Raw genomic sequence first — 11936 nt, forward strand, 5'->3', positions numbered from 1 at the left:
GCGGAGGTGAGGGCCGAGGCGAGGGCGCGGCTGAGGCCGCCGGAGCCGACGCAGCACAGCGGGGTACGGGTGGCCGCGTCGGCGAGCAGCAACCGCCCGAGCCCCCTGATGTGCTCGTCCGTCACCGCGTCCGCGACGAAGGCCGCGTCCCCGGCCCTCGCCCGGTAGTCGTCCTCCGACGGCGACGCGGGCAACCATCCGGTACGTCCCGCGCCCTGCTCGGCCAGGCGTACCCGCAGGTCGGCCTCCGTCGCGGGGGTGACCGGGTGGTCGCGCGCCGGCGGGTAACGGTCGAGCCGGTGGACCTCGTCGCCCGTGCGTACGAAATGGTTGGCGAACCACGTGCAGCGGCCCAGCTCGGGCTGCGCGGCCAGCACCGGCACGGGACCCCGTGCCATGCCCGCGCGGTGCAGGGCCGCGACGACGGCCCCGATGCTCCCGCGCTGCGGGGAGGAGTCGAAGGTCGAGCAGACCTTGTACTGGATGACCAGCGGCCGCAGCGCCGCCAGGGCCGTGAAGGCGGGCAGCACCACGGAGGCGGGGTCGGCCGACGTCCGCGCGGTGGTGGCGATGCCGATGACGTCGTCCCGGTCGTGCAGGTGCGCCACGTCGGTGACCAGCGACCCGGTCAGCCCGAACCTCCTGAACTGCCACAACGCGTCGGTCGCGCCCGTGAAGTCGTCGGCCGCGAAGGCGATGCGCGTCACCGCGGCCTCACTTCCGCACCACCCCGCCGAAGTGCCGCAGCGCCCTGGCCAGCTCGGGCTCGCCCACCTCGGTCAGCGGCACGCCCGCCTCGGCCGCCGCCCACGCCTGCCTCATGCTGGCGATCCCGGCCGCGGGCCCGTCGGGGTGGCCGAGCACGCCGCCTCCCGCGAGGACGAGCAGGTCGCTGGTGCCGGTGCGCTCCAGGGTGACGGGCGCGGTGCCGGCCCACTGGGCGGACGACAACACGGGCAGGCACGGGAAGCCGCCGAGCAGCGGTTCGCGTACGGCCGCCACCGTGCGTCGCACGTCGTCGTCGGTGACGTAGAACTTGCTGTGGAACCCGCCGCAGTGCAGGTGGTCGACCCCCGCCAGGCGGGCCAGCTTCTGGTAGGCGACGTGGGCGATGCCGATCCCGGGATGGCGGAACAGGGCTCCGGTGCCGGTGAGGTGCCCGTGGATCGGCACGCGGGAGTGCCGGCGCAACATCGCGGCCGCGGGGAGGCCGACGACGTTCAGGTTGACCATGACGCAGGTGCCGCCGGAGGCCACGACGAGGTCATGGTGGGCGAGCATCCGGTCGGGTTCGTCGCTGATGTTGAAGGCGTACATCGGCCGCCGCCCGGTCCGCCGTTCGACCTCGTCGAGCGCGGACGTGACCGCGCGCACCCGCTGCGGCAGCGGCGCGGGCGGGCAGTCGCCGTTCACCTCGTCGTCCTTGATGAAGTCGGCCCCGGACAGCCCGAGCTCGACCACCAGGTCCACGTAGTCGGAGGGACGCAGCCCGACGTTGGGCTTGACGATGGTGCCGATCAGCACCCCGCCGGGACGCCTCACCAGCCGCCGTGTGCCCTCCACCGCGAACCGGGCCGGCAGGTACGCCTGCCCGAAGGCGGCGGGCAGGTCGAGGTCGGTCAGTTTCAGCCCGGCCAGCTCCCGCAGCTCGAACAGGTTGCCCGCGACCACGGGGAGCAGGTTCGTGAGCGACGGCCCGGTGTTGTCCAGGGGGAACCCGATCCGCACCAGGCCGGCGGTGAGCGGCCCGTCGCCGGCCGCGCCGGGCAGCGCCTCGGTGACCGGCGGGGGGATCTCGGTCATGCCGAGCACCACCGCGCCGTGCCGGGCGCGCAGTTCGTCGGTCTCGCCCGCGACGCCGACGAACGTGCCGGTGCTCTGCTCGCCCGCGATCGCGCTCACCGCCTGTTCGAGCGGCAGGCGGGTGAGCACGTGGTACGTGGCGACGGTCAGCTCGCGCCCGTCCCCCGGCTCGCGGCCCGCCCCGAGCCGGGCGGCCGGTACGCGCTCCGCTCCGGGCGAGGTGGTCACCGGCTCGGCCGCTCGCCCAGGATCTCCCGGGCCAGGTGTCGCATGGCGAGCGGCGGGCTGGTCAGGATCGGCGCCGTCGCCGGCCCCGTCGCCGGAACCGTACCGGCGACGCGGGCCATGGACGCCTGGGCCAGCACGACCACGTCGACGTCCGCGCCGAGTTCGGCGAGGGCCCGCGCCACGTGCGCGTCGTGGGTGGCGGCGTCGCCGCTCATCAGCGCCTCGAACGCGCCCTGGCACACCCTGGCGGTCAGCTCGATCTCCTTTCCGGCGGCGGCGGCACGCCGGCGTACGAGGTCGGCGGTGGGTTCGAGGGTGGTGGTGAGGGTGGCGAGCACGCCGATCCGGCGGCCGAGCGCGACGGCGCGGTCGGCCATCGGGCGGTCGACGCGGGTCACCGACACGCCGGTCAGCGGCTCGGCGGCCTCGACGGCGGCGCCGATGGAGGAGCAGGTCACCAGGATGTGATCGGCCCCCGCGGCCTCGGCGGAGCCGACGTGACCGGCGACGCGCCGCGCCGTCAGAGGTGTGAGGCGGCCGGCGGCGATGGTGTCCTTGATCAGGCTGTCGTCGACGATGTTGAACGTGCCGACGCCGGGCAGGTGCTCGGCGCACAGCCCGGCGAACACGTCGACCAGCGTCGCCGAGGTGTGGATCAGTGCCAGCCTCATGGTCTCTCCCTGTGGCGGAGGTCGGTGCCGCTTGCTGGGAACGTACTACCGGGATCCGGGATTGTTAAGGGTCTTCATCCGATGAAGTTCGGCTTTCATCGGATGAAGGTCTAGGAAAACGACGGCGCTCGGGGTAGCTTGCGAAACCGTGGCAACAGATCCCCAGCCGGACGCGGCCCGGCACGTCCAGGTCGTCCAGGCGCTCGGCGCGCAGATCGTCGGGGGCGGGCTGGCTCCCGGCACGTCCATCCCCATCGAGGAGGAGCTGGTCGGCGAGCTCGGCGTGGGCCGCTCCGCCGTCAGGGAGGGCGTGAAGGTGCTGGCCGGCAAGGGCCTGCTGGAGACCAGGAGGAGCGCGGGCACCATCGTGCGCCCCCGCGAGTCCTGGAATCTGCTCGACGCCGACGTCCTGAGCTGGCGGTTCATGCCCGAGCCGCGGCCCGGCGACATCCGGGTGCTGGCCGACCTGCGGGTCGCGCTGGAGCCCGGGGCGGCGCGGGTGGCGGCCGAGCGGGCGGACGCGGTGGCCGTCCGGCGCATCGACGAGGCGCTGGCCGCGCTCTACGCCACCGCCGACGACCCCGAGCCGTTCATCGAGGCCGACCTGGCCTTCCACAAGGCGGTGTTCGCCGCGGCGGACAACGACCTGCTGCTCTACGTCTACGACATGATCAGCATCGCCCTGCGGTCCGTACGCCAGGTGCACACCCGTTCGGTCGCCCACAACAAGGAGACGCTGCCCGGCCACGAGCGGGTCGCCGTGGCGATCAGGCGCCACCACCACCGCAAGGCCGAGGAGGCCATGCGCGAGGTGGTCGAGGTCGCCCGCGCCGACGCCGAGCAGCACGTACGGCTCTGCTGCTGACCACCCCATGAAATGAGCGAACACGTGCACGTCCACCTCGACGTCGACGGTCCCGTGGCCGTCATCACCCTGAACAGACCCGACAAGCTCAACGCCATCACCCCCGGCATGGCCGCCGCCCTGCGCGCCGGCCTCGACAGGGTGGACGCCGACCCGGGCGTGCGGGTGGCCGTGCTCACGGGCGCGGGCGAGCGCTCGTTCTGCGTCGGAAGCGACATCGGCGAACTCGACGCGTACGCGACGCCGTGGGAGTTCCGCAACCGCGGCGACTACGGCGACGCCGTACGCGCCCTGCGCAAGCCGGTCATCGCGGCCGTCAACGGCTACGCCTACGGCGGCGGCCTGGAACTGGCCATGGCCTGCGACATCCGGCTGGCCGCAGACACGGCGACGTTCGCCGCGCCGGAGATCAAGCTGGGCTGGATCGGCGGCAGCGGCCAGTCGGCGCTGCTCGCCCACGCCGTCGGCCCGAGCAACGCGGCCACCATGCTGCTGACTGGGGACCCGATCGACGCCAGCCGCGCGCTGCGGTGGGGGCTGGTCACCGACCTGCACCCGAGGGAGGAGCTGCTGCCGGCCGCGCTGGAGCTGGCGGGGCGGATCGCGGCCAGGCCGCCGATCGCCGCGCAGACGGCCAAGGCGAACGTCAGGGCGGCCTACTCGATGCCGCTGGAGCAGGCCATCCGGTACGAGCGCGACCTGCAGACCGTCTGCTTCGCCACCGCCGACGCGGCGGAGGGCAGGGCGGCCTTCGCCGAGCGGCGCGAGCCCGTGTTCGAGGGGCGCTGATGGGCGTACTCGACGGCTACCGGGTGGTCGACCTGTCCATCGCGATGGCGGGGCCGCTGGCCGCCATGCGGCTGGGCGACCTCGGTGCCGACGTCGTCAAGGTCGAGCCGGTGACCGGCGAGTGGCAGCGGCACGCCCTGGCGGGCGGGGCGACGGGCAACCGGGTGAACGCGTCGTTCCTGTCGCTCAACCGCAACAAGCGGAGCCTGGCCGTGAACCTCAAGGCGGACGAGGGCCGGGAGATCGTGCACCGGCTGGCCGCGACGGCCGACGTGTTCCTGCAGAACTACCGGCCCGGCGTGGCCGAGCGGCTCGGCATGGACCACGCCACGATCAGCGCGCTCAACCCCCGCATCGTGTACGTCTCCATGTCGGGCTACGGCGAGAGCGGGCCCTACATGGCGCGGCCCGGCCAGGATCTGCTGCTGCAGGCCATGAGCGGCGCCATGCTGAGCACCGGCCGCGAGGGGGACCCGCCGGCTCCCGCGGGAACGTACGCCATCGACGCCGTCACCGCCTACAGCGCCTTCGAAGGCGCGCTGGCCGCGCTGCTGCACCGCGAGCGCACCGGCGAGGGCCAGCGGGTGAGCGTCAACATGCTGGACGCGGCCGTCGCCGTGCAGATGCAGGAGCTGTCGGTCTTCACGGTCGGCGGGGTGCCGCAGCGCCGCGGGAGCGAGCCGCACGGCCACACCTACATCCGCGCGCCCTACGGCGTGTTCGCCACCAAGGACGGATATCTCGCGCTCGGCATGCCCCGGCTCGACGTGCTGGCCGTCGCCTTCGACCTGCCGGAGCTCGCGGGCATGGACGGCGACGCCGACGGCCACACCAGGCGCGACGAGATCACCGCGCTCGTGGCCCGCCGCCTGCCCTGCCGTACGACGGCGGAGTGGCTGGAGATCTGCGCCCGCCACGACGTGTGGGCTGGCCCGGTGTACGGCTACGCCGACCTGGTGGCCGACCCGCAGGTCCGGCACAACGGCTCGTTCGTCACCTACGAGCACCGCACCGAGGGCACGGTGACCACGCCCGGTTTCCCGTACGGCTTCAGCGCCACGCCTCCCGAGGTGCGCAGGGGCGCGCCGCTGGTGGGCGAGCACACGAGGGAGCTGCTCGGCGAGCTCGGCTACCCGCCGGAGCGCACGGCCGAGCTGCTGGCGGAGGGCGTGCTGGCATGCGAGGACTGACCTGGGACCATCCGAGAGGGTACGCCCCGCTGGACGAGCTGACCCGGCTCGACCTGACCGGCCGGAACCCGTACGGCGCAGTGCCCGAGCCGATCGTGTGGGACCGGCAGCCGCTGGAGGGGTTCGAGTCGGAGCCGATCGCGCGGCTGTGCGAGACGTACGACGTGCTCGTCGTGGACCATCCCGGGCTGGGCGCGGCGGTGGAGGCGCTGGTGCCGATGGAGGAGCTGTTCGAGCCGGATGAGCTGGCGGCCCTGCGCGCCGGGTCGGCGGGCCGCTGCTTCGACAGCTACCGCCTGGACGGGCGCCAGTGGGCGCTGCCGCTCGACGCGGCCACACAGGTGGCGGCCGCGGGGCCGGGCGTGCGGGTGCCGGCGGACTGGACGGAGATGGCGGGGTTCGCCCGGGACGTGCGGATGGTGCTGTGCCTGGGCGGGCCGCACGCGTTTCTCATGTTCTGCGCGCTCTGCTCGGGCGACTTCCTGGACGTGGAGGCGGGGGCCAGCGCGCTGGAGCTGATGGCGGAACTGCTGGCCGCCGCGGACACCAGCATGTCGATGCGCAACCCGATCGGCGTGCTCGACGCGCTGGCGGCGGGCGAGGCCGACTGCTGCCCTCTCCTGTACGGGTACGCCACCTACCCGCTGACCTTCTCCGACGCCCCCGCCTGGCCGGGCCGGCCGCCGGGCAGCGTGCTCGGCGGCACCGGGCTCGCCGTCTCCCGCAGGCGCATCGGCACGATCCGCGAGGCGGTCCGCGCCCATCTGCGCCGCCTGTTGTCGGAGCCGGTGCAGACCGGGCTGTTCCCCGCCACCGGCGGGCAGCCCGCGGCCCGCGCCGTATGGGAGTCCGCCGGGGAGGGCGACAGCTTCTACCGCGGCACCCGGGCCACCTTGGAGGCCGCCTGGGTCAGGCCGCGCTTCCCCGGCTACATCGCCCAGCAGGGGAGGTCGTCCGCGCTGATCCGCGACGGGCTGCTCGCCCGCGTCCCGGCCCGCGACCTGCTCAAGCAGGTGCACCACGAATGGAGGCACAGATGACCACGGCGCTCGTCACAGGCGCCGCCGGGGCGCTCGGCCGCGCGATCGTGCGCCGGCTGACCGCCGACGGCCACCGGGTGGCGGCACTCGACGTCGAGGCCAAGGGGCTCGACGGCGCGCTCCCCCTGGAGACAGACCTGCGTGACCCGGCCGCCGTCGAGGCCGCGTTCGCCGAGACGCGGGCGCGGCTGGGGCCGGTCGGCATCCTCGTCAACAACGCGGCCGTCTATCCGGCCCGGCCTTTTCTGGAGGTGCCGCTGGCCGAGTACGACGACGTGCACGCCGTCAACCAGCGGGCCTACTGGCTGGCGGCCCAGCTCGCCGCCCAGCAGATGAGCACGCAGATGAGCGGACGGGGCGGCGCGATCGTCAACGTCGCCTCCATCACCATGCACGGCGGCTGGTCCGACCTGGCCGCGTACGTCGCCACCAAGGGCGCCGCCGCCGCGCTCACCAGGGCGCTGGCCCGCGAGCTCGGCCCTGAGGAGATCCGGGTCAACTGCGTCTCGCCGGGCGCGTTCCCGACGGCGGCCGAGACGATCCATCCGGATCCGGAGGCGTACGACCGGATGGTGCTGGAGCGTCAGGCGCTCCAGCGGCGCGGCAAGCCGGAGGAGCTGGCGGCCGTGGTGTCGTTCCTGACCGGCCCGGACGCCTCGTTCGTGACGGGCCAGACCATCGAAGTCAACGGAGGGTGGGTGATGGCATGACGCCGGACCGCAGGCGGCTGGCGGAGCTGACGGGCGATCTGAGCGCGGCCGGCGGGGTGCGGCTGGTGACGCTGGCCGACGGGGCGGAGCGCGGCATCAGGGCGCTGGAGTTCAGGACCGGATCGGGGCTGGCGTTCGACGTGCTGGTGGACCGGTGCATGGACATCGGGCACGCCGAGCACGGCGGGCGCGCGTTCGGCTGGCGCTCCCCCACCGGCTTCCGCCATCCGGGGCTGCACGAGAACGCCGACGAGGACGGGCTGTCGTGGTTGCGCTCGTTCTCCGGCCTGATCGTCACGGCCGGGCTGGACCACACGTTGTTCGGCGGCGACGTGCCCGCCGGCACCTACCGCTATCCGCCGCGCACGTCGGTGCGGCACGGCCTGCACGGGCGCGCGGGCAACCTGCCCGCCCGGCTGACCGGCTACGGCGAGCGCTGGGACGGCGAGCGCTGCGTGTTGTGGGCGGAGGGCGAGGTGCGCCAGGCGGCGGTCTTCGCCGAGAACCTGCGCCTGGTGCGGCGGATCGAGGCCGACCTCGGGGGCGAGGAGATCAGGCTGGTGGACACCGTCACGAACGCGGGCTTCGAGCCGACGCCGCACATGTACCTGTACCACATCAACCTGGGCTGGCCGCTGCTCGACGAGGGCGCCAGGTTCGAGGCGGCGATCCGCGAGACGCTCTGGCAGAGCGACAGTGTGGCGGAGCAGCGGGCCGGTCACCTCGTCTTCCCCGGGCCGGCTCCGGGGTTCGTGGAGCAGGTGTACGAGCACGCGCTGGTCCCGGGCGACGACGGGCTGCACCGGGTGGCCGTGGTCAACGACCGGCTCGGGATGAGGGTGTCCGTGGAGTGGCCCGCGCGGGAGTTCCCGTACTTCTTCGAGTGGCTGAACCTGCGCTCGGGCAACTACGCGGTGGGGCTGGAGCCGTCCACGCACCACGTCTCCGGCGACGCGGCGGCCAGGGAGGACGGCAGCATGATTTGGCTCGGCCCGCAGGAGTCGCGGACGTACCACACGACGTTCCGTGTCGAAACGATCTGAGGCGGCCGGGCGGCCGTCACTCCAGCCGGTACGCCCGCCGCGCCGTCCCGGCGAAGACGTCCGCGCGCTCGCCGTCCGACAGGCCCGCGCACAACGCGTCGGCGGCCTCGGCGACCTGCTCGTAGCCGGCCGCGAGCAGGCACACCGGCCAGTCGGAGCCGAACATCACCCGCTCGGGCCCGAACGCCTCCAGCACGACCTCGGCGTACGGCCGCAGGTCGGCCACCCGCCAGGACCCCCAGCGGGCCTCGGTGACCATGCCGGACAGCTTGCAGTAGACGTTGGGGTGGCGGGCCAGCTCCCGGACGCGGCCGCGCCACGGCTCCAGCTCTCCCGAGGCGATCGGCGGCTTGGACAGGTGGTCGAGTACGAACGTCAGCTCCGGCACGGCGGCCACCGTGTCGATGGCGGCGGGCAGCTGGTGCGGCAGCGTGAGCAGGTCGTAGGCGAGCCCCGCGGCGGCCACGGCGGCGAGCCCGCGGCGCACGTCGGCGCGGGTGAGCCAGCCGGCGTCGGGTTCGGACTGCACGCCGTGCCTGACGCCGACCAGCCCGTGGGGCAGCCCCGCGAGGGTGTCGGCGGCGTCGGGCGCGGTCAGGTCGATCCAGCCGACGACACCGGCGACGAGCTCGGAGCTGGCGGCCAGGGCCAGGAACTCGCGGGTCTCGCCGAGGTCGGGCAGCACCTGCACGAGCACGGTACGGCTCACCCCGGCCGCGGCGGCGGGCCCGGCGAGGTCGTCGAGCGTGAACGTGCGGCGCACAGGGGCCATCGGCTCCGGGGCGAGCCAGGCGTGGGGGCGTACGGACAGATCCCAGACGTGGTGGTGGGCGTCGATGCGGGTCATCACGGCTTCCGGCTCGGTCGGGTGCGGGCGGATAGCGGGCACGACCGCCCTCTCCAGCAGAACCGGAACCTAACATACATCCTATGTTTCGGCCAGGTTGTGCGGAAGTATGGACAGCCAATCCCTGTTCGCGTAGATATACATCCCATGTTCGCGGTGAACATCCGCTGAACTTCTCGCCTTCGACGTCCCCGCGGCCCGAGAGACATCCGGACCCCCTGACGACGATCGTCCTCATCGCTCTCGTGACATCCCGCCCCGGCGGCGGCATGCGTTCCGGAAGAGGAGTAATGGTGACCAACGACGGCTACACACGACGAGGCATGCTCACGACCGGCTTAGGCGCCGCAGCCGGATCCGTGCTCGTGACCGGGGCGAACGCCGCTCCCGCGCGGGCCGGCACGCGGCACGGCCCGCAGGACGGCCCGCTGACCCTCTGGTACACCCGCCCGGCCGCGGAATGGCTCGAAGCGCTGCCCGTCGGCTGCGGGCGGATCGGCGCCATGGTCTTCGGCGGCGTCGCCACCGAACGGCTCCAGCTGAACGAGGACAGCATCTGGGCCGGCGGGCCGCACACCTACGACAACCCCGAAGCCCTGGCCGCCCTCCCCCAGATCCGGCAGTGGGTCTGGGAGGACAAGTGGCAGCAGGCCCAGAACCTCGCCGACGAGAAGTTCCTCGGCATCCCCAGCGAGCAGGCACCGTACCAGGTGCTCGGTGACCTCACCCTCACCTTCCCCGGCTCGGCGGAGTTCACCGACTACCGGCGCGAGCTCGACCTGACCCGGGCCGTCACCACCGTGACCTACGTCCGCGACGGCGTCCGCCACACCCGCGAGGTCTTCGCCAGCAACCCCGGCCAGGTCATCGTCGTGCGGCACACGGCCGACAAGCCCGGCTCGGTGACGTTCGAGGCGGCCTTCTCCAGCCCGCAGACCACCACGACGGCCGCCGCCGGGCCCGCCACCATCGCCCTCGACGGCGTCAGCGGCGACACCCAGGGGCTCAGGGGCGAGGTGCGCTTCCGCGCCCTGGCCAGGGCCGAGGCGAAGGGCGGGACGGTCGCCACCGACGACGGCACGCTGGCCGTGACCGGCGCCGACGAGGTGACGCTGCTCATCTCCATGGGCTCCGGCTACCGCAGCTACAAGGACGTCGGCGGCGACCCGGACGAGGTGGCCGAGCGCCATCTGAAGCGGGCCGCGGGGCGGCCGTACGAGGTGCTCCGGCGCGAGCACGTGCGCGACTACAGCAAGCTGTTCGGCCGGGTGGAGATCGACCTCGGCATGTCGGACGCGGCCGCGCTGCCGACCGACGAGCGCATCGTCCGCCAGCAGCTCGACACCGACCCGCAGCTGGCCGCGCTCTACTTCCAGTACGGCCGCTACCTGCTGATCTCCTGCTCCCGGGCGCCCGGCCACGCGGCCAACCTGCAGGGCATCTGGAACGACTCGCTGACGCCCGCGTGGGAGTCGAAGTACACCATCAACATCAACTGCGAGATGAACTACTGGCCGGCCGGGCCGGGCAACCTCATCGAGTGCATGGACCCGCTGTTCGACCTGATCAAGGACCTGGCGGAGACCGGCGCGCGTACCGCCCGCACCCAGTACGGTGCCAAGGGCTGGGTCGCCCACCACAACACCGACGGCTGGCGCGGCACGGCCCCCGTGGACTACGCCTTCTACGGCGTGTGGCCGACCGGCGGGGCGTGGTTGTGCCTGACGTTGTGGGAGCACTACCTCTACACCGGCGACGAGCGGCGGCTGCGCGAGCACTTCCCCCTGATCAAGGGTTCGGTGGAGTTCTTCCTCGACACCCTCCGGACCGACCCCAGGACCGGCTACCTGGTGACCAACCCCTCCCACTCCCCGGAGGTGGGCCACCACGAGGACGGCGGCGAGAACGTCAGCATCTGCGCCGGGCCGACCATGGACATGCAGATCCTGCGCGACCTGTTCGGCGCGTTCGCGCAGGCGTCGGAGGCCCTCGGGATCGAGGAGGACCTGCGCGCCAGGGCCGGCGAGGCCCGCTCGCGGCTCGTGCCCAACCAGGTCGGGCATCTCGGGCAGATCCAGGAGTGGCAGGAGGACTACCGCGGCGACGCCGCCCTGTCGCGCAGCCGGCACATCTCCCACCTGTGGGGGCTGTTCCCCGGCCACCAGATCGACCCGCGCCTCTCCCCTGACCTGGCCCAGGCGGCCCGCCGGACGCTGGAGCTGCGGGGCGAGGCCGGCGCGGGGTGGTCCCTCGCCTGGAAGATCAACTTCTGGGCCCGGCTGCTGGACGCCGCCGAGGCCTACGAGCGGCTGGGCAACCTGCTCGTGCCCGCGCGGACCGCGCCCAACATGTTCGACCTGCATCCGCCGTTCCAGATCGACGGGAACTTCGGGGGCGTCTCGGGGATCACGGAGATGCTGCTGCAGAGCCACGGGGACCAGGTGCACCTGCTGCCCGCCCTGCCCGCCGCCTGGCCCGCCGGGTCGTACCGGGGGCTGCGGGCGCGCGGCGGGTTCGAGGTGGACCTCACGTGGGACGGCGGCGCGCTGCGGCGGGGGCGGATCCGCTCCGACCTCGGACGCCGGCTCACCCTGCGCACCGCCCACCCGGTCGCCGTCACCGAACGAGGCCGCCCGGTCAAGGCCGACCGGCCCGAACCCGGGGTGCTGGTCCTCGACACCCGCAAGGGCGCGACGTACGAGCTGGCCCCGGCCTGACCCCGGTCGGGCGGAGGGTCAGGCGGAGGGACG

11 protein-coding genes are annotated in these 11936 nt (G+C 73.4%); 7 read left to right on the plus strand and 4 right to left on the minus strand.

All coding sequences use genetic code 11. From position 1 onward, the window contains the following. The 3 genes from GUY59_RS43105 to GUY59_RS43115 all read right to left on the minus strand — a co-directional run. Positions 1-707: four-carbon acid sugar kinase family protein (locus GUY59_RS43105; RefSeq protein ID WP_161715018.1), on the minus strand; the 707-nt coding region annotated here is incomplete at its 3' end. 7 nt (positions 708-714) lie between these two features. Continuing rightward, entirely contained in the window at positions 715-2031 is a 1317-nt protein-coding gene (locus tag GUY59_RS43110; RefSeq protein ID WP_201762032.1) for a RuBisCO large subunit C-terminal-like domain-containing protein, read from the minus strand. Beyond that, positions 2028-2702 carry an aspartate/glutamate racemase family protein gene (locus GUY59_RS43115; RefSeq protein WP_138207853.1) on the minus strand — a complete coding sequence of 225 codons (675 nt, stop codon included), beginning with the start codon at positions 2700-2702 and terminating at the stop codon, positions 2028-2030. Before GUY59_RS43115 ends, GUY59_RS43110 begins: the two co-directional genes overlap by 4 nt. 148 nt (positions 2703-2850) lie before the next feature. Between GUY59_RS43115 and GUY59_RS51085 the strand changes: the two genes are divergently transcribed. Genes GUY59_RS51085 through GUY59_RS43145 form a run of 6 tightly spaced genes read left to right on the plus strand, consistent with a single transcriptional unit; the run spans position 2851 to position 8339 of the window. Continuing rightward, positions 2851-3567: a FadR/GntR family transcriptional regulator gene (locus tag GUY59_RS51085; RefSeq protein WP_138207855.1), complete on the plus strand. Its 717-nt coding sequence runs from the start codon at positions 2851-2853 to the stop codon at positions 3565-3567. A 12-nt stretch (positions 3568-3579) separates the two neighbouring features. Next, positions 3580-4356 (plus strand): enoyl-CoA hydratase/isomerase family protein, encoded by a 777-nt coding sequence (locus GUY59_RS43125; RefSeq protein ID WP_138207857.1) that lies wholly within the window; start codon positions 3580-3582, stop codon positions 4354-4356. After that, positions 4356-5546, plus strand: a complete 1191-nt coding sequence (locus GUY59_RS43130) for a CaiB/BaiF CoA transferase family protein (RefSeq protein ID WP_138207859.1) — start codon at positions 4356-4358, stop codon at positions 5544-5546. The genes GUY59_RS43125 and GUY59_RS43130 overlap by 1 nt, the downstream gene beginning before the upstream one ends. Further along, entirely contained in the window at positions 5534-6586 is a 1053-nt protein-coding gene (locus tag GUY59_RS43135) for a carbohydrate ABC transporter substrate-binding protein (RefSeq protein ID WP_138207861.1), read from the plus strand. Before GUY59_RS43130 ends, GUY59_RS43135 begins: the two co-directional genes overlap by 13 nt. Continuing rightward, positions 6583-7296, plus strand: a complete 714-nt coding sequence (locus GUY59_RS43140) for an SDR family NAD(P)-dependent oxidoreductase (RefSeq protein ID WP_138207863.1) — start codon at positions 6583-6585, stop codon at positions 7294-7296. The genes GUY59_RS43135 and GUY59_RS43140 overlap by 4 nt, the downstream gene beginning before the upstream one ends. Next, positions 7293-8339 (plus strand): aldose 1-epimerase family protein, encoded by a 1047-nt coding sequence (locus GUY59_RS43145; RefSeq protein WP_138207865.1) that lies wholly within the window; start codon positions 7293-7295, stop codon positions 8337-8339. Before GUY59_RS43140 ends, GUY59_RS43145 begins: the two co-directional genes overlap by 4 nt. 16 nt (positions 8340-8355) lie before the next feature. Here the strand turns inward: GUY59_RS43145 and GUY59_RS43150 are convergent, their stop codons facing one another. Further along, positions 8356-9228, minus strand: coding sequence for an amidohydrolase family protein (locus GUY59_RS43150; protein WP_252375212.1), 873 nt, complete (start codon positions 9226-9228; stop codon positions 8356-8358). A 248-nt stretch (positions 9229-9476) separates the two neighbouring features. Between GUY59_RS43150 and GUY59_RS43155 the strand changes: the two genes are divergently transcribed. Further along, positions 9477-11903: a glycoside hydrolase family 95 protein gene (locus tag GUY59_RS43155; RefSeq protein WP_138207867.1), complete on the plus strand. Its 2427-nt coding sequence runs from the start codon at positions 9477-9479 to the stop codon at positions 11901-11903. Positions 11904-11936: the final 33 nt, after the last annotated feature.

The organism is Nonomuraea sp. K271, from assembly GCF_009908215.1.
Taxonomy (GTDB): Bacteria; Actinomycetota; Actinomycetes; order Streptosporangiales; family Streptosporangiaceae; genus Nonomuraea; species Nonomuraea longispora.

What these genes read in the sequence shown, in the direction of transcription:
- GUY59_RS43125 (WP_138207857.1), top strand. Translation starts at nt 3,580, where the DNA reads ATGAGCGAACACGTGCACGTCCACCTCGACGTCGACGGTCCCGTGGCC.
- GUY59_RS43115 (WP_138207853.1), bottom strand. Translation starts at nt 2,702, where the DNA reads ATGAGGCTGGCACTGATCCACACCTCGGCGACGCTGGTCGACGTGTTC.
- GUY59_RS43135 (WP_138207861.1), top strand. Translation starts at nt 5,534, where the DNA reads ATGCGAGGACTGACCTGGGACCATCCGAGAGGGTACGCCCCGCTGGAC.
- GUY59_RS43130 (WP_138207859.1), top strand. Translation starts at nt 4,356, where the DNA reads ATGGGCGTACTCGACGGCTACCGGGTGGTCGACCTGTCCATCGCGATG.
- GUY59_RS43155 (WP_138207867.1), top strand. Translation starts at nt 9,477, where the DNA reads ATGGTGACCAACGACGGCTACACACGACGAGGCATGCTCACGACCGGC.
- GUY59_RS43145 (WP_138207865.1), top strand. Translation starts at nt 7,293, where the DNA reads ATGACGCCGGACCGCAGGCGGCTGGCGGAGCTGACGGGCGATCTGAGC.
- GUY59_RS43140 (WP_138207863.1), top strand. Translation starts at nt 6,583, where the DNA reads ATGACCACGGCGCTCGTCACAGGCGCCGCCGGGGCGCTCGGCCGCGCG.